Below are 17,993 nucleotides of genomic sequence, written 5' to 3'. Positions count from 1 at the left end.
CATGTTTGCATAAAAGTAAATAGGCTCCATACAGTTAAGTAATGTGATTTTTGCATCGCGTATACAAATAATATGCGAAGAGGTGAGAGAGTAAAATGAGAACTCGTTTTGAAAGAATTGAAGAGGCGGTAGCTCAACTTCCATTGGTAAGTGTATTAATTCCTACGTATAATCGTCCTCGCTACTTTGAAAAGGCATTATGTAGTGTGTTAGAACAAACATACCCAAATATAGAAATTATAGTTGGAGATGATAGCACGAATGATGAAACAGAAAAGGTGTTACAAAAATACTTATGTAATTATTCAAATATTATTTATATAAAAAACAGGTCAACTCTCGGACAATTTGAAAATGCGCTAATGTTATTTAATGAAGCGAAGGGTGAGTATATAAATTTTTTAATGGATGATGATATATTTCATGTGAATAAAATTGAAAAAATGATGAAGTATTTTTTCAATGATCCAGATAATGAAATTAAGCTTATAACATCTCATCGTCAAGTAATTGATGATAAAGGGAAAGAACTAAGACATATTTATTCAACTGTCCGGTTATTTGAAGAGGATATGATTATAGAGGGAACAGAATTAGGAAATAAGGTAATTGTGGATCAAAAAAATTATATTGGAGAACCGACAACAGTTTTATTTCGTAAAAATGATTTGCAAGAACCGTATGGGGTTTTTGATAAGAGGAGGTATCTATGTAACGTAGATATCGCTTCATGGTTATCTTTATTAAGTAAAGGAAAAGCAGTATACATAGCAGAGACACTTAGTTACTTTCGATTACATCCAGATCAACAGTTAAACGGATCTAATAAAATGATGGATGGGCTAGAAGATTTTTCACATAGTATTATAGTAGGAGAAAAATATGGTTTCTTATCCACCGAAAAAGAGTTAGAAAAAGCGATAACTAGTTTTCTAGATTATGCAAGAAGGATAGTTCCGTCATCAATATTATATACATTAGACTACTATCAAAAAATTAGGGGGAAGAAAATAAACATAGAAAAGAAAAAACAACATATTAATAATAATTCTTCTTTACCGAAAGTAAGTATACTTATTCCTGCGTACAATAGACCTTATTACTTGGAATTAGCGCTCAACAGTGCTCTGAATCAAACATATGAAAATATTGAAATTATTATTTCTGACGATAGTACAAATAATGAAGTCAATGCTATGATTCAACCGTACTTACGTGAATATGAGTGTATTACATATGTTAAAAATGAAACTCCGTTAGTTGCTGAGAACTTTAATAAGTGTATAGAACTTGCGAACGGGGATTATATAAACTTTTTATTAGATGATGACTTATTTCATCATGAAAAGATCGAGAGAATGATGAAATACTTTTTGACGTTAGAAAATATTTCATTTGTGACGTCATATCGTGAACTAATTGATGAGAATGGAGAGATATTACCACCCTCAACATTGAATATGAAAATTGCGAAAGAAACTACACTTTTTGAAGGGAAAGAATTAGGGAATTACATATTAAAAAATTTAAAAAATATAGTTGGTGAGCCGACAACTGTTCTGTTTAATCGAGATTTGTTTGAAGGGAAGTTTGGGTATTTTAAAGGAAAGGCTTATTCTGCTATTAATGACATTGCAACTTGGCTAGATATGATGAGGAAAGGAAAAGTAGTTTATATACAAGAACCTCTTAGTTATTTTAGACAACATAGTGGACAAAATCAAAAACAAATGCATTTTATTTTAATGACAATTGAAGAATGGATTGAATTAATTATAGATGCGTATAATAGTGGATTTTTAAGTTCTGAAAGAGATTATAAAGAGAGCTTATCTTATTGCTTAGAAAATGCGGGATTTATAGTTAAGGATGCAGTAAGAAATGGCGAACTAAATCAAATTTATAATGAAAAGATAAACAAAGGGTTAAACAAGCTAATTGCTCATATGTTTGAGAAAGAGTCTTGTTATTGTCAATATTGCAATCAACAATTTGAAACATTTTCACCTTGGCCAGCACATTACGATTTTCCGAAATATAAATTTGAAATGTGGAATAAAGATACAGGGATATGTCCAGTTTGTAGTTCAATGGATCGTGAAAGATTGTATCGTGCGTACATTGAAACGGAAACGGACTTGTTAAGTAAAAATTATACAATGCTTCATATTGCACCTGAAGCAAAGGTAAGAGATTGGTTGAATGAGTATAAAAATATTACTTATGTATGTGGGGATTTAGAACCAAAGGATCCACTAATGAAGGAAATTGATGTTACAAGCATTACATATGATAGTAATACTTTTGACGTGATTTTATGTAGCCATGTATTAGAACACGTTCCTGATGATGAAAAAGCAATGCGAGAGTTATTTAGAGTTTTAAAGCCAAATGGATGGGGAATTATTCAAGTACCAATCGTAATGAATGTAGATTTTATTATCGAGAATGAATTAATTGTAACACCACAATTGAGGAAATTAGCTTTTGGTCAAGAAGATCATGTGAGAATTTATAATCAATCGGGATTCATTCAACGATTAAAGAATGCGGGATTTAAGGTGGAATTATATAACATAGCTGAAAAACAAGGAATGAAAAGTGCTAGGAAATTTGGATTATCTGAAACAGATATGCTCTATATTGTCCGAAAATGATAGAAAGGAATAGATAGATATGGAGAATATTCCTTTTTTACGTGCTTCAACTGTACCTGTAATTGAGTATTTGGACGAATTGAGAGAAATTGATACATCTCATATATATACGAATTATGGACCTATAAATCAACGTTTTGAAGAAACAATTATGTCGGAATTTTTTCAGAACAGGGGAGCTGTTACAACAGTAGCAAACGCAACGTCAGGGTTAATGGCAGCTATTCAACTTAAGAAAAGAAGAAAAGGAAAGTATGCCCTTATGCCTAGTTTTACATTCCCTGCCACTCCATTAGCAGCTATTTGGTGTGGATTGGAACCTTATTTTATTGATATTTCAATAGATGATTGGTATATGGATAAAACACTACTTTTGGATAAGATTGAAGAATTAAAAGAAGAGGTTGCAATTGTTGTCCCGTACGCAACTTTTGGATCATGGATGAACTTAGAAGAATATGAAGAATTAGAGAATAAGGGAATTCCGGTTGTTGTAGATGCGGCACCAGGATTTGGATTAATAAATAGAAGTATGCATTACGGTCAGGATTTTAGTGGGATGATCGTATATAGCTTTCATGCAACAAAGCCTTTCGGAATCGGTGAGGGTGGGCTCATATATAGTAAAAACGAAGAAGATATAAAACGTATTAAAAGAATGGGGAATTTCGGATTTGATAAAAATCGTGAATGTACGATGATGGGGTTTAATTGCAAAATGTCTGAATATGCAGCAGCTATTGGGATTGCAACTATGAAAAAATGGGGTCAAAAATTAAAAGAACGCACCTGTATTTCTGAATGGTATAGACAATTGTTACAAAGTAATGGGTTAATGAAAAAAGGATGGCAAGTCCAAAAGACAGAAGCAGTTATTCAACAATTTATGCCTATTCTTTGTCCAGAAGAAGTTTGCAACATACAAGTAATAGAAGAACTGAAAAAACAGAAAATAGAAGCTAGATTATACTTTTCACCATCTTGCCACCAACAAGTTCTTTTTAGAAACTATAAGTCTACAGATTTAATAAAAACGAATAAAATAGCCAAAAGAATAGTAAGTTTACCTTTATGGGAAGGAATGACGAAAGAAATAGTAGAACAAATTGTAATCTGTTTAGGGCAGAAGGTGGTATTGGCAGATGAATAGTTTTTATAGTCAAGAAGAGCTAAAGAAAATTGGATTTTTATCTGTTGGGAACAATGTATTGATTAGTAAGAAAGCAAGTATATATAATCCAGGTGTTATTTCTTTGGGTAATAATGTAAGAATTGATGATTTTTGTATTTTAAGTGGTAAAATCACAATTCGAAATTATTCGCATATATCAGCGTATACAGCGCTATATGGAGGGGAAGTTGGGATTGAAATGCATGACTTTGCAAATATCTCAGCTAAAACAATCGTGTATGCAGTACTAGATGATTTCAGTGGAAATACATTAATGGGGCCAACCGTCCCGAATCAATATAGGAATGTGAAAACGGAAAAAGTTATTTTTAAAAAACATACGATTATTGGTGCTGCTTCTACTATTTTTCCAAATGTAACGGTAGGAGAAGGCACAGCAGTTGGCGCGATGAGTATGGTAAAGGAGAGTTTAGACGATTGGTATATTTATGCTGGAGTTCCCGCAAGAAAAATAAAACCTCGTCAAAAAAAGATGCTAGAGTTAGAAATTGATTTTTTGAAAAGCATCAATTCTTAACAAAAAAGAATTAATGTTTTTTATTTTTATGATACAGCAGAGTGTTATCTCAACTTACTTTGTTTTAAATTTTGCTGACCAAGGCAATACTGAGCCATAGTGAATGTAAAGTTGGAGGGCGAGCGTATATGTTTGATGAGGATGGAATTGTTTTAATTATGGAGCCTGCTGATGAAAGAAACTTGAGGAGATTTATTTTTTCAGTGCCAAAGTCAGTGTATGAAAAGAAGGGGCTTACATTACACTATGGAGCAGCTATAGGACAAGGGTATATCGATATAATTGAAGATATTATTAGCGTACATATAGAAATAGATGTTGTAACGATAATAGGGCATGTAAGAGGATAAATAGTAATTAGAAAAAGGTTATAGGTAATTTAGCGAGAATTTATGAAGTGGAGCTTACTAATTTGTATAAAGAAGAAGGGAGTCTAAAATGAAAATCAAATCAATTTTATTAGTATTTATAGTTTCAATTGCTTTAATGGGATGCTCAGTAGTAGAGGAAGGGAAGAACTCTATAGATTATGCTCAAAAAGCGACAGACTATGTGAATGAAATAAGTGCATTTGCAAATGATGCACCAGCATTAGCTGAAAAAGCCGTTAATGATAGCGAAGCTCGAAAAGAATTAGAAACGAAGCTTAGTGAAATTAAACAAGATATACCCGCATTCAATGAATTAACGCCACCTGATGTAGCAAAGGATCTTCATCAGCAAATCGTTGGATATAATGAAAAGCTAAATACATTAATTGATACGGCGATGACAAAGATAGAAGAAGGGAAAGTGAATGTAGAGGAGTTTAAAAACTCTGAACTTATGCAGACGATAGATCAAGTTCGTGATTTGAAAGACAAGGTTCAAAATTTAGGGCAATAATAAAAAGCTCCGGTTGTGATAACGGAGCTTTTTTATGTTTTCTAATGAAACAATTTATGATACTTTCTTCCTATAATATAGGCATTTTTTATATCTTCCATTTTTCTAAAATATGTACTGTTTTATTAGTTGCATCCATGTTCACTTGAACACCTATAGGCATAGTGATCATCGGATGGGTATGACAACAATCAAAGTCAGCTAGAAAAGGGATTCTTTGATTTTGCAGTACTTCTAATAATATTTCGTAAGGTCTACGACTTGTACCACAATCATCAAATTGTTCATGTTTTCCAAGAATAATACCTGAAACTTTATCAAATACGCCGTTAACCTTAAGTAATGAAAAGCTTCTTTCAATAGTAGCTGCATCTTTTGAACTATCCTCAATAAATAAAATATCACCATCTTGAATACATGGCATATAAGGACTACCCCAAATTCCTTCTATTGTATTTAAGTTTCCGCCAATAATCCGCCCGGTAGCTTGTCCATTTGTTACGGAAATCCAATTATTTGGTCTACGTTCTTTTTCTTTCGTCTTTTCTTCCCAATTAATAAATTCATCTGACCAAAATAAAGGTTGTTTTATGTTGTAAGGAAGTGCTTGATTATGTAGTAATGCTTCTGCAAAATATTTGTATGTATAATCTACAAAAGGCTCAAACTCTCCAAAGGAGGGAATGAGTGTGGGACCGTAAAATGTAGGGATTCCTGTTTTTGCATAAATCCCTAATAATAAAGCTGTTGCATCTGAATAACCAATCATTATTTTAGGGTTATTTTGAAAAGCGTCGTAATCAATATAAGGTAATAATGAATTAGAATTCATACCGCCAATTGTTGACATAATACAAGCTATATTAGGATTTCTTATTAAAGCATTCAGTTCCTCAGCACGCTCTTGTATACTGCCAGAGCGATAATAATCGTATCGACCTGTTAGTGAACCTTCTAATATGTGAAATCCTTTCTGTTGTAAGTAAGATTTTGCTCGTTCAAATCTTTTTGGAGAAGTATAGGTTGCTGGTGAAGAGGGCGAATAAATGCCGATTGTGTCTCCGTATTTTAAGGGTTTTGGAAGTAGCATTGTAAGAATCCTTTCTATATAAATTATGAATTTCTAATAACTTATCATTGAATATTCTTATATTTCGGTATTATTGTAACATAAACGTATTAGATGAATAAATATGCTTTTTTGCCTTGACGATATAAAGTAATTATTGTTATGGTTAAACGTGAGTGTATAAAAGCTTTGCTAAAGGAGTTTTGAAATGAAGCGGTTAAAATGGGGAAGGCTGACAATCCTAGTAATCATTATTTTAGGGATAGGTTGGTTCTTATTCCAAGGAACTCAAAAGAGTACAACAAATGTAGAGGGACAAACTCTGCAGGTGGCAGAACTACATAAAACAGGATTAGCTGAAAAAGTAGTCCCACCAAAGTACATACCACCGGAAGTTGATGCAAAAGCAGCTATGATTATCGATGCGAGTAATGGAGATGTTATTTATCAACATAATGAAAATGAAGCTTTTGCGCCAGCAAGTATGTCTAAGATGATGACAGCGTATCTTCTATTAGAGAATGTACATAATGGGAAAGTTCGCTGGGAAGATCCGGTGAAAATGAGTGCGAAAGCGGCACAAACAGAGGGTGCGAGAATCCCAGTCCAAATTAATGACACGTTAACTGTGAAAGACTTGTACCGTGCATTAATGATTGAGTCGGCAAATAATTCGGCTGTGGCTTTAGCAGAACATATGGCAAAAACAGAGAAAGATTTTGTTCAGCTTATGAATGAAAAAGCAAAGCAGTTCAAAATGTCGGAGTATGCTAAATTCGCAAATGCATCAGGACTACAAGAACCTGATGGAAGTGAGACGAAGATGACAGCTGCTGATGTAGCAAAATTGGCGTATCATCTCATAAAAGATTATCCAGAAATATTAGAAGTGACTCACTTACGTCAAAGTCAGTTAGCATTTAATAATATTAACGTTATAAATACAAATGATATGTTAAACAAAAATAATAAAGCTTTATATATAGAAGGAATGGACGGATTAAAAACAGGATTTACAGATAGCGCAGGGTATTGTTTTACGGGTACAGCAAAACAAGGTGATACTCGTATTATTACAGTTGTTATGGGAACGAAAGGTAAAACGAAGCGTTTTACAGAGACGAATAAGCTAATGTCTTATGCATTTGGCTTAGTTAATTAAGTGAAATATTGAGTTGAATCATCATATAAGAAAGGCAATTTGTTGTTACTTATTATAGGTAACAATAAATTGCCTTTTTATTTTTAATATTAGGAAGTAAAAAGGTGAAAAATGGGAGTGTTATTATTTGAGTTTATTATTGTTTGTTGATAGTATAAAGTTAGAAACTTATTAATGATAAGTTTTGAGAGGCAGAATATGATGTATACATATGAAAAAGCCTCAAATGAAAATTGGAGGGAATTATGATGGCAAAAGATTTTTACTCAGCAATTGAAGACAGAAGATCTATTTACGCGATTAGTAAAGAGCAAGTAGTTTCTGATGAAAAAATTCAAGAAGTGATTTATCATGCTGTAAAACATACACCTTCAGCTTTTAACTCTCAGAGCGCTCGCGTTGTCGTCTTGCTTGGAGAACAACATGATAAGTTATGGGATATTACGAAAGAAACGTTACGGAAAATTGTACCTGAAAATAACTTTGCATCTACCGAAGAAAAAATGAATGCATTTAAAAGTGGTTATGGAACGGTTTTATACTTTGAAGACAGTCAAGTAGTGGAAAAACTACAAGAAAACTTTGCATTATACAAAGAGAATTTCCCAACGTGGTCACAGCAATCCTCAGGAATGCTACAATTTGCAATTTGGACAGCTTTAGAAATCGAAGGATTTGGTGCTACATTGCAGCATTACAATCCATTAATTGATGAAGAAGTGAGAAAAGAATGGGAAGTTCCAGAAAGTTGGAAACTTACTGCGCAAATGCCGTTTGGTAAACCGGTGGTAACTGCAGGTGAAAAAGAATACCAACCTTTAGAAAACCGTGTGAAAATTTATAAATAATGTAGGAACTATAAAAGGTGAACAGGGATACAACCTGTTCACCTTTTATAGGTAATAAGGATTTTTTTGATAGGAATTTTTCATCTGATCTTTTAATTCGTTTTTACGTGTTTCAATAGTTGATATTTTTTGTAAGGTAATAATTGAAACGAATTGAAAAAAAGCATAGTACAATTCTATATTTTTATTTATAGAATCATCTATTATGTTTTTCATAAATATACCTCCTTTTTTAATCCCAATATTTGCGGGCAATAAGACTTCCATCTTAAAATTCAATGTACCGACCTGTAAAAGTTCGATAGGTTTCAGTGTAGGGTAAATAAAATTTGTATTGGTTAACATACCACTGTAGATATGATAATATAAATATCCTGGAAATTCCATAGATAGTGAAAAATAGGTAGTGGAATGTGTATTTTCGTCAAATTAGAACAGAATTTTTAGGGTTAAATCTTACAAATCGTCAAATCTTTCAAAAGCAATAGATAGTATCAAAAATAGTTTTCTAAAAATATTATACTATTGATAAAAAAAGTATTTTTTGTCATGATAAGAGTATGCTTCATGGAAGGAACTTTACTAGGAAATACATTCTTTGCATTGGATTAGATGAATAGAGTTTTTCAAATTAGATAGAAAATGTATATGAAGATAATGAATGAAATGTCGAATTTTCAATGAAATACATAAGAGAATTGAAAAAAGCATTGCAAAAACAATAAGTTTAATGGTAAAGTTCACATGGAGTTCACACGGAATTCACTTCATTCATTTAAAATGAACTCTGTGTGAAAAATAAATCTCTTGTTAAAAAATGGAACTTAATGAATATTTTACTTTGATAATATTGTAATGTATTAAGTTTATAAGTTTTTTTAAGAGGATAGTAGGGAAAGGAAGTAAAGACAACTTATGAAAAAAGTAATTGCAGGTTTAGCAGCAGCTTCTGTAGTGGGTGTTGCAGTTCCAGGTATGGATTCTGCTCAGGCACAAGTTTCAAATGAGGCGCTAAAAGAAATTAATGGACAAACTCAAACTCAAACGACTGTAACTGAAACAAAAAAGGTAGAAACAACTTCTGAATTAAAATACACGGTAACAGCTGATGTATTAAATGTACGTTCAGGTGCTGGTACAGGACATAACGTTATTTCTAAAGTGAAATCAGGTCAAGTACTACAAGTAATTGGACAAGAAAACGGTTGGTTCAAAGTAACTGTAAATGGTCAAACTGGTTATGTAAGTGGTGACTTCGTAACGACTGGTGGTAAAACAGGAACTACTGTTCAACAAGGAACTGGTACTTACACAGTAAACGTTTCTTCACTTAACGTACGTACAGGCCCAAGTACATCTCATACAGTATTAGGCTCTGTAAATAAAGGTAAAACAGTACAAGTTGTAGGTGAAGTACAAGATTGGTTTAAAATCAACTTCAATGGTGGAACTGGATACGTAAGCAAAGACTTCGTAACAAAAGGTGGTTCTGCTGTATCTAACCAAACACAACAACCAACTACAAATAACAATAATACTACTACAGTTCAAACTGGTGGTTCTTATGTTGTTAACACTGGTGCTTTAAAAGTACGTACAGGCCCAGCTACATACAACGCTGTAATCGGTGGCGTAACAAAAGGTAAAGTATTAAACGTTACTGGCGCTGAAAATGGTTGGTACAAAATTAACCATAACGGCCGCACAGGTTACGTAAGTGCAGACTTCGTTAAGTTTGTAAAAGGCGGAGTAAACAACGTTACGAATAACAATAACGTTACAAATAACGTTCAACAACCAGGTAAAGACGTACAACAACCAACAACAGGTGGAAATACATCTTCAATCGCTGGATTCGCTAGATCTTTAAATGGTTCACCATACAGAACTGCTGGTACAACACCTGCTGGTTTTGACTGCAGTGGATTCATTCACTATGTATTAAATCAAACTGGTCATAAAGGCGCTCGTCAAACAGTTGCTGGATACTGGAGCTCTAAAACAAAAACTAGCAATCCACAACCAGGTGATTTAGTATACTTCCAAAATACTTATAAATCAGGTCCTTCTCACATGGGTGTTTACTTAGGAAATGGTCAGTTCATTAGTGCAGAAACTGATGCAACTGGTGTACGTATTAGTTCTGTAAGCAACTCTTACTGGAGCAAGCACATTTTAGGTTACACAAAAGCATACTAAGAAAAAGTAGTTTATATACTTTTCGTATAGAGAAAAGGCTTTCCAGGGAAACTTGGGAAGCCTTTTTATAGTTGAATAAATTGGGAATTTAGTAGTTTTTACTGTAATTTCCCATTTAAAAATCGAGCGTATAGGTCATGGAAGTAGTTCGGACGAAATAAGTTTGCTGCGTGTCCTGCAAGCGGTATTTCTTTATATAAAACGTTTGGAAGAATGGACTTTAAATCAAAAAGACAAGATTTATAGAGATGATCATGTTCACCCATTACCCATAGAATAGGGTGGGGAAGTGATTTTAATTTAGATTTTAAATCGAATTCTAACCGATGTCTTAATGATTGGGCAATAATGGATGAATGTAATTGTAATCCGAAACGGTAATAAATATTTCTTGAAATGACCGCGAACGGATTTGCCTTTAGTATGCCACTTGGAAAAATGGTATTCGCGTATTGAGAGAGCCATTTAGAGTAATCGTCTCCTCGCTTCTCCCAAAACTTTTGAAATACGTTATATAAAAGGGATGGGTTATTATAATGTCCACCAATATGACAAATGCTTAATACTTTTTCTGGGTGCATTTGTGCAAAAATTGTAGAGATATAACAGCCGTAGCTTAAAGCGCAAATATGTGCTTTTTGAATACCTTCTTTTTCATATAATTTCAATAGTTGATCTACGAGGCGCTGTAATGAAAATTCGATAGCTTCTCCTTTATCGTCGCCGTGACCTAATAAGTCATAAGTAATAATGTTGTAAGAGGCGGAAAATCGTTTATGCTCTTTTTTGAAGGCACGACGATTGCCAACTAATCCATGAATAAAAATGATTGTTTCCTTTTCGGAATGTATATTTGTTTGCAAAAAGGATACTCCTTTCAATAACGGGAGATTTATATAGTATCGTAAATTGGTTATTTATAATTTACATAGAATAATATTTAGCACTAGGTAATAATATCAGATGTTTATATCTGTTGTAAAGATGCGTTTTTATGTATATTTTGTAAAAATAGAAAAAGTGTGTTTACATTCAGTTTACATTTGTATTGTATTCTGTTTTTAGAAAGAACAGTTTGGTTGAACACGAGGAGATGAACAAAAATGGAAGTTAGAAATGAGATAGAGAAAAAAGGGAGCTGGAGGCAGTTTTTACGCCTTATTCAAGATACAAATCCTCCGAAGGGGATTCTTGCCTTTGCGTTATTAATGAGTTTGCTTTCTACTGGAGCAAGTTTATTTATACCGATGTTAACGAAGGGCTTAGTAGATAATTTTTCACTTTCGTCAATTAGTACAGGACAAATTGTTGGGCTAATTGCATTCTTTATTATGCAAACTATAGCCGCGGGGTTGTCTATATATTTACTAAATTATATAGGACAGAAGATTGTAGCTGGACTGAGAGAACGTTTGTGGAAAAAGGTGCTTATTTTACCGGTAACTTATTATGATCAAAATAGAACAGGCGATACAATTAGCCGTATGACAAATGATACAGGAGTTGTGAAAACATTAATTTCTGAGCATTTGTCAAATTTATTAACAGGCGGTATTTCAATTGTTGGATCATTAATTGTATTATTTGTTTTAGATTGGAAAATGACACTTTTACTTTTAACGGTTATTCCGTTATCAGTACTCATCTTAGTTCCACTTGGACGAAAAATGTATAAGATTTCAAAAGCACTTCAAGATGAAACGGCTTCTTTTACTAGTGTATTAACACAAGTGTTATCAGAAATTCGTTTAGTGAAATCTTCGAACACAGAAAAAAAGGAATATGAAACTGGAAATAAAGGTATTGAAAAGCTATTACAATTTGGTTTGAAAGAGGGAAAAGTGCAAGCGTTAATTTCACCAGTTATGTCGTTTGTTTTAATGGCATTGCTTGTTATTATCGTAGGATATGGTGGAATGCGAGTTTCTAGCGGTGCATTAACAACAGGAGAACTAGTAGCGTTTATTTTATATTTAGTTCAAATTATAATGCCGATGAGTCAATTATCTATGTTCTTTACACAATTCCAAAAGGCAATTGGTGCAACGGAAAGAATTAATACAATTTTAGAATATGAAGTAGAAGATCATGAAACTGGTATGAAAGTCACAAATGCTAAGCAGCCAATTGTTCTTGAAAATGTACATTTCGAGTATAACGAAGAAGAGCAAGTTTTAAAGGATATTGATTTCACAATTGAATCAGGAAAAGTAACAGCGATTGTAGGACCAAGTGGTAGCGGGAAAACGACGTTATTCTCACTATTAGAACGTTTTTACGAGCCAACTAGCGGTGCCATTAAATTAGGAAAAGACTCAATTACGAGTTATTCATTGCAATCATGGCGACGTCAAATTGGTTACGTTTCACAAGATAGTCCGTTAATCGATGGGACAATTCGTGATAATATTTGCTACGGTGTTGAGGGTGAAGTGACAGATGAAGAAATTGAAAAAGTAGCAGCGATGGCGTATGTTGATGCGTTTATTCATGACTTACCGAATGGATATGCAACAGAAGTTGGAGAACGTGGTGTGAAGCTTTCAGGAGGGCAAAGACAACGAATTGCGATTGCTCGAGCGTTACTTCGAAATCCACAAATTCTTATGTTAGATGAAGCAACTTCAAGTCTAGATAGTAAATCAGAGTCTGTCGTTCAGAAAGCGTTAAATAACTTAATGAAAGGCAGAACAACGTTAGTTATTGCACATAGACTTTCTACTGTTGTAGATGCAGATAAAATTATCTTTATAGAAAAAGGGAATCTTACAGGAAGCGGTACACATGATGAATTATTACAGACACATGATATGTATCGTGAATTTGCAACGCAACAATTGAAAATTAAAGAGGCGGCATTATAAAATGAATAATCAGTGGGGAATTTGCTTCACTGATTATTTGTTTTTAACATTAATAAAATAGATGCTGAGTAGAAAGGAAATGGTTCTTTTGATACCTAACATTTTAATAGTGGACGATGATCCGCATATTAGAGAACTTGTTTCTGTTTTTTTAGAGCGGGAAGGCTTTCACACATATGAGGCAATTGATGGTCTAGATGCATTGCAGAAGATAGATGAAGTAAAAGTTGATATGGTTATTCTTGATATCATGATGCCGAATATGGATGGATTTGATGTATGTTTTGAATTAAGAAAATACTATGATATCCCGATTTTAATGCTAACTGCCAAAGGAGAAACGTCTCAAAAAGTAAAAGGGTTTCACCTTGGCACCGATGATTACCTTGTAAAACCATTTGATCCTATAGAACTAGTAGTGAGAGTAAAGGCACTACTGAAACGTTACCAAATTACAGTATCGCAATCGATCCAAGTTGGAAATGTACTGTTAAATCGTAAAACATTTGAAGTTACAGCCGGAGAACAAACGGCTACATTACCGCTAAAAGAATTCGAATTGCTCTTTACTTTAGGTTCTAAAGCAGGAAGAACATGTTCGAGAGAGCAGTTAATTGAAGATGTATGGGGATATGATTTTGAAGGGAATGAACGTACACTAGACGTTCATATTAATCGGCTACGTGAGAAGTTTCAAGAAGAGAAGTCGAAGTTTAGTATTAAAACGATAAGAGGATTAGGGTATCGCTTAGAGGTAAGTAAATGAGGAAAAGAAAACGAATGAGTAAGTTGAAGATGTTGAAAGTAACGGGAGCGGTATTAGCGCTTTTTTCTTTTCTCACTATAATTTGGTCTATCGCATTTTATGTAGCAACTAGTATATTGAATGCTTTTGAAGTAAACGTATCGTCGTTTGTTGCCTTTCTAATTAGTGATATGGTCGGTTTTATATTTATTGTTCTTATCTGGACATTGATTGGGATATTAATGAGACCGAAACGAGAGGCAATGATTTGGACTATTATTGAACCGATACAAAAAATTGCAAAAGGAGACTTCTCCGTAAAAATACGAAATGAAGAAAAGTATGATGGAGAAATTGGTGTACTCGTAAAAAGTATAAATGATATGACAGATGAACTAAATGCGATGGAGAAAATGCGTCAGGAATTTGTATCGAATGTTTCACATGAAATACAGTCACCATTAACTTCTATAAAAGGATTTGCTAGAGCGCTACAAGATGATAATCTTTCCGAGGAAAAAAGAAAGCATTATCTTACCATTATTGAAACAGAAACGACGAGATTATCTAAGTTAAGTCAAAATTTACTGAGACTAACTGTTTTAGAATCGGAAGAGTATACACCAGAAAGCGTGACTTATCGATTAGATCAACAGTTAAAGCAAATTGTGTTAAATAGTGAACCGCTCTGGGCTGAAAAAGAAATTGAGTTAGAACTGGATTTAGAGAAAGTACACATTACCGCTGACCAAGAAAGTATGAGTCAAGTTTGGATTAATTTAATACATAATAGTATTAAATTTACGCCAGGTGGTGGCACGATTACAATTCAGTTAAAAGAACAAGTGAAATTAGTAGAAGTACGTATACGTGATACGGGAATTGGTATTTCAGAAGAACAAAAACAACATATATTTGAACGGTTTTTTAAAGCTGATTCTTCACGAAATCGTGCTTATGGGGGAAGTGGTTTAGGCTTGGCCATCGTAAAAAAGGTACTCGACCTTCATCAAGGAGAAATAAAAGTCGAGAGTGAAGAGGGGGATGGGACAGAATTTATTGTTTGTATTCCTAAATTTAAAGAAAAATAGTGTTAGGAGGAAAATCTTCTAACACTATTTTTCTTTAAAAATACATTTCCTGTTATTGCAACTATGTTGATAAGCTCTTCCTTCGCTATTCATACGGTATGAGTAATGTGATTCTTTATCTTTCTTAAAGTCAACGTATGCTTCTGCACCGTTTTTATCATCATCGATATCAACGAATTGAACGTGGCGTATAGAATAATCTTTCTTTTCACTTAAACCTTTTTCTTGCAAATTTGTATGAATCCCGTTTACTAACTCGTCAAACAATGACCAGTTTAAATTAAGGTTTTCAAATAGCTCAGTATGTCTTCCTGAAATGCCGTTGTCTTGTATTATTTTTTTATTAGTATCGTATATATAAGAGTATGTAAAATAGGGTTCGTCTTTATATACGACTTCTGCATAATAGCCGATATTATAAAGGGGAGTATATTTTCCAGTAATGCTTTGTATTTCTTCTTGCTTATATCTTTTTATAGTATGGAGATAATCGTTAGTATCTTTTTCTATTACTTTATAGTTTAGTGGATTACCAAATATAAAGTACAGCGCAAACGATATGATACATAGTCCGACTACAGTTAGTGACAAGAACCATTTTTTTCTTTTCATACGCATACACTCTCCTATACTGGATTTATTTTTATTTTACATGAATTATGGTAGAAACATGAGACTTATAAATTAAAACTTTCTATAGTTACCTATAAGTAACCTACGCACATGAAAGTGCATCATTGCCTTTTTACATAAACATAGATACAATTTTAATATAATACATAACTGAGATGATTAAGGAGTGTTATACTTGGCAGAATTATTACAAGGCAAAAATGCTTTAATTACAGGAGCAGGTAGAGGAATTGGTCGCGCTGTAGCGATCGCATTAGCGAAAGAGGGCGTAAATGTAGGTCTATTAGCTCGTTCAGAAGAAAACTTAAAAGCTGTAGCGAAAGAAGTAGAAGCGGAAGGCGTAAAAGCTGTTATTGCGACTGCTGATGTTTCTTCATACGAAGAAGTGACTACTGCGATTGAGACGTTAAAAAATGGTTTAGGATCTATCGATATTTTAATTAATAACGCTGGTATTTCTAAGTTCGGTAAGTTTTTAGAATTAGAAGTTGCTGATTGGGAAAAAATCATTCAAGTAAACTTAATGGGTGTATACTATGCAACTCGTGCAGCTTTACCAAGCATGATTGAACAACAATCTGGTGATATTATTAATATTTCATCTACAGCAGGACAAAAAGGTGCACCTGTAACAAGTGCATATAGTGCTTCTAAATTTGGTGTTCTTGGCTTAACAGAATCGTTAGCGATGGAAGTTCGCAAACATAACATTCGTGTAACAGCTTTAACTCCAAGTACAGTAGCAACGGATATGGCTGTAGATTTAGGATTAACTGATGGAAACCCAGATAAAGTAATGCAAGCAGAAGATATTGCAGAGTTTATCGTAGCGCAGCTGAAATTAAATAAACGTACATTTATTAAATCAGCAGGACTTTGGTCTACTAATCCGTAAGGGATAAATTTATAAACAAAAGAAGGGATATCTATTCTGTAATGGAGTGGGTGTCCCTTCTTTATTTTTACATGACACGGAATGATCTGTATAATCTAATGTAAATGATAAATAACTTTAAAAAGAAATATTTCGTTTCTAAGAATTAATAGCGGATAAGTCGTGTGTAAGTGCTACAACGTGGAAGTAAAAGAATGACGAAAGGAGATAAAAAGATGAAAAAGAAATTTCAAAAATTATAACATGTATCGTGTGCAACGCAGCTAGCTCGTGGACCTCCAACACGCATAAAAATATAAGTTAATATAAAAATTGGAGGTTAGGAATAGATGAGAACTGAAAAAGAAATGTTAGACTTAATTATGAATACAGCGAAAGAGGATGGAAGAGTTCGAGCTGTCATCATGAATGGATCACGTGTAAATCCAAATGTGAAAAAAGATTGTTTTCAAGACTATGACATTATGTATGTTGTAAATGATATACAATCTTTTACGTCAAATCATAATTGGATTCATAGATTTGGAGAAATTATGATTGTGCAAATGCCAGAAGAAATGTCGTTACTTCCAGCAGATGAAGACGGGAAATTTCCGTATTTAATGCAGTTCATGGATGGAAATCGAATTGATTTAACGCTAGTTCCTTTTAATTTGATAAATAAGTTCGTTGGGCAAGATAGTTTAAGTAAACTGCTTCTTGATAAAGATGATTGTATGAATGAATTTCTACCAGCAAGCGATAGGGATTACTTAATAAAAAAGCCTACAGAAAAAGATTTTTTAGATTGTTGTAATGAATTTTGGTGGTGTAGTACGAATGTGGCAAAAGGTTTATGGAGAGAGGAACTTTCTTATGTGAAAGGGATGCTTGGTGGCCCAGTACGAGATATGTTAATTGTAATGCTAGAATGGCATATTGGTATGAAAACAGACTTTACAGTTAACGCAGGAAAGTTTGGGAAGCATTTCGAGAAATATATGGAAAAAGATATGTGGGAGCAATTTAAAAGGACTTTTTCTAATACAGAATATGAAAATATATGGGAGTCATTCTTTGTCATGGGTAATTTATTTAGGGAAGTGGCGAACGAAATTGCTAACACATATGGATATCAGTACCCGCAAGGTGATGATGACAGAGTGACAAGTTATTTAAAACATGTGAGAACATTACCCAGAGATAGTAAAGTAATTTATTAATTTTATTGAGTAATAGGACTGTCCTAATAATGGA

The 17,993-nt window shown here is 33.4% G+C and carries 17 protein-coding genes; 13 read left to right on the top strand and 4 right to left on the bottom strand.

Translation table 11 applies throughout. The features are described from left to right. Nucleotides 1–95 precede the first annotated feature (95 nt). The 5 genes from ACTFOB_RS04485 (at nucleotide 96) to ACTFOB_RS04465 (ending at nucleotide 5,251) form a co-directional block, all read left to right on the top strand. A complete protein-coding gene (locus tag ACTFOB_RS04485) occupies nucleotides 96–2,657 on the top strand; it encodes a glycosyltransferase (protein ID WP_440024717.1) in 2,562 nt (853 codons plus the stop codon). A gap of 19 nt (nucleotides 2,658–2,676) precedes the next feature. Then, nucleotides 2,677–3,807 carry an aminotransferase class I/II-fold pyridoxal phosphate-dependent enzyme gene (locus tag ACTFOB_RS04480; RefSeq protein WP_440024716.1) on the top strand — a complete coding sequence of 377 codons (1,131 nt, stop codon included), beginning with the start codon at nucleotides 2,677–2,679 and terminating at the stop codon, nucleotides 3,805–3,807. Continuing rightward, nucleotides 3,800–4,366 carry an acyltransferase gene (locus ACTFOB_RS04475; protein ID WP_440024714.1) on the top strand — a complete coding sequence of 189 codons (567 nt, stop codon included), beginning with the start codon at nucleotides 3,800–3,802 and terminating at the stop codon, nucleotides 4,364–4,366. Before ACTFOB_RS04480 ends, ACTFOB_RS04475 begins: the two co-directional genes overlap by 8 nt. Before the next feature lie 128 nt (nucleotides 4,367–4,494). Further along, nucleotides 4,495–4,716: a hypothetical protein gene (locus tag ACTFOB_RS04470; RefSeq protein ID WP_151630779.1), complete on the top strand. Its 222-nt coding sequence runs from the start codon at nucleotides 4,495–4,497 to the stop codon at nucleotides 4,714–4,716. Between the two features lie 88 nt (nucleotides 4,717–4,804). Continuing rightward, complete coding sequence (locus ACTFOB_RS04465) at nucleotides 4,805–5,251, top strand: DUF6376 family protein (RefSeq protein ID WP_151630778.1); 447 nt, start codon at nucleotides 4,805–4,807, stop codon at nucleotides 5,249–5,251. Between the two features lie 88 nt (nucleotides 5,252–5,339). On the opposite strand, the gene ACTFOB_RS04460 is transcribed toward ACTFOB_RS04465, so the two are convergent. Then, on the bottom strand, nucleotides 5,340–6,341 hold the full coding sequence (locus tag ACTFOB_RS04460) for a S66 family peptidase (protein ID WP_440024712.1): 1,002 nt from the start codon (nucleotides 6,339–6,341) through the stop codon (nucleotides 5,340–5,342). Between the two features lie 187 nt (nucleotides 6,342–6,528). Here ACTFOB_RS04460 and ACTFOB_RS04455 point away from each other — a divergent pair, with 187 nt between their 5' ends. Both ACTFOB_RS04455 and ACTFOB_RS04450 read left to right on the top strand, forming a co-directional pair. Beyond that, nucleotides 6,529–7,482, top strand: a complete 954-nt coding sequence (locus ACTFOB_RS04455; protein ID WP_440024711.1) for a D-alanyl-D-alanine carboxypeptidase family protein — start codon at nucleotides 6,529–6,531, stop codon at nucleotides 7,480–7,482. A 245-nt stretch (nucleotides 7,483–7,727) separates the two neighbouring features. After that, nucleotides 7,728–8,330 carry a nitroreductase family protein gene (locus tag ACTFOB_RS04450; RefSeq protein WP_440024710.1) on the top strand — a complete coding sequence of 201 codons (603 nt, stop codon included), beginning with the start codon at nucleotides 7,728–7,730 and terminating at the stop codon, nucleotides 8,328–8,330. A gap of 45 nt (nucleotides 8,331–8,375) precedes the next feature. Here ACTFOB_RS04450 and ACTFOB_RS04445 read toward each other — a convergent pair whose 3' ends face one another. Continuing rightward, nucleotides 8,376–8,546, bottom strand: coding sequence for a DNA mismatch repair protein MutT (locus ACTFOB_RS04445; RefSeq protein ID WP_440024805.1), 171 nt, complete (start codon nucleotides 8,544–8,546; stop codon nucleotides 8,376–8,378). A gap of 699 nt (nucleotides 8,547–9,245) precedes the next feature. Here ACTFOB_RS04445 and entFM point away from each other — a divergent pair. Next, a complete protein-coding gene (gene entFM, locus ACTFOB_RS04440; RefSeq protein WP_440024708.1) occupies nucleotides 9,246–10,529 on the top strand; it encodes an enterotoxin EntFM in 1,284 nt (427 codons plus the stop codon). Nucleotides 10,530–10,627: 98 nt separating this feature from the next. On the opposite strand, the gene ACTFOB_RS04435 is transcribed toward entFM, so the two are convergent. Next, nucleotides 10,628–11,392 carry an alpha/beta fold hydrolase gene (locus tag ACTFOB_RS04435; RefSeq protein WP_087959529.1) on the bottom strand — a complete coding sequence of 255 codons (765 nt, stop codon included), beginning with the start codon at nucleotides 11,390–11,392 and terminating at the stop codon, nucleotides 10,628–10,630. A gap of 240 nt (nucleotides 11,393–11,632) precedes the next feature. Here ACTFOB_RS04435 and ACTFOB_RS04430 point away from each other — a divergent pair, with 240 nt between their 5' ends. The 3 genes from ACTFOB_RS04430 (at nucleotide 11,633) to hitS (ending at nucleotide 15,229) form a co-directional block, all read left to right on the top strand. Continuing rightward, on the top strand, nucleotides 11,633–13,393 hold the full coding sequence (locus ACTFOB_RS04430) for an ABC transporter ATP-binding protein (protein WP_440024707.1): 1,761 nt from the start codon (nucleotides 11,633–11,635) through the stop codon (nucleotides 13,391–13,393). Nucleotides 13,394–13,481: 88 nt separating this feature from the next. After that, complete coding sequence (gene hitR, locus ACTFOB_RS04425; RefSeq protein ID WP_440024706.1) at nucleotides 13,482–14,159, top strand: envelope stress response regulator transcription factor HitR; 678 nt, start codon at nucleotides 13,482–13,484, stop codon at nucleotides 14,157–14,159. After that, nucleotides 14,156–15,229 (top strand): envelope stress sensor histidine kinase HitS, encoded by a 1,074-nt coding sequence (gene hitS, locus ACTFOB_RS04420; RefSeq protein ID WP_440024705.1) that lies wholly within the window; start codon nucleotides 14,156–14,158, stop codon nucleotides 15,227–15,229. Before hitR ends, hitS begins: the two co-directional genes overlap by 4 nt. A gap of 24 nt (nucleotides 15,230–15,253) precedes the next feature. Here the strand turns inward: hitS and ACTFOB_RS04415 are convergent, their stop codons facing one another. Continuing rightward, the gene (locus ACTFOB_RS04415; RefSeq protein WP_440024704.1) at nucleotides 15,254–15,847 is read right to left on the bottom strand and encodes a DUF3139 domain-containing protein; all 594 of its coding nucleotides are present in this window, start codon (nucleotides 15,845–15,847) and stop codon (nucleotides 15,254–15,256) included. Nucleotides 15,848–16,037: 190 nt separating this feature from the next. Between ACTFOB_RS04415 and ACTFOB_RS04410 the strand changes: the two genes are divergently transcribed. After that, nucleotides 16,038–16,757, top strand: a complete 720-nt coding sequence (locus tag ACTFOB_RS04410) for a 3-ketoacyl-ACP reductase (protein ID WP_002012353.1) — start codon at nucleotides 16,038–16,040, stop codon at nucleotides 16,755–16,757. A 329-nt stretch (nucleotides 16,758–17,086) separates the two neighbouring features. Continuing rightward, on the top strand, nucleotides 17,087–17,959 hold the full coding sequence (locus tag ACTFOB_RS04405; protein ID WP_440024703.1) for an aminoglycoside 6-adenylyltransferase: 873 nt from the start codon (nucleotides 17,087–17,089) through the stop codon (nucleotides 17,957–17,959). Nucleotides 17,960–17,993 lie beyond the last annotated feature (34 nt).

Source organism: Bacillus cereus group sp. MYBK79-1, assembly GCF_051915365.1.
GTDB lineage: Bacteria > Bacillota > Bacilli > Bacillales > Bacillaceae_G > Bacillus_A.
Note: the sequence above shows the minus strand (reverse complement) of the source record. Positions and strands in the feature narration are given on the sequence as shown.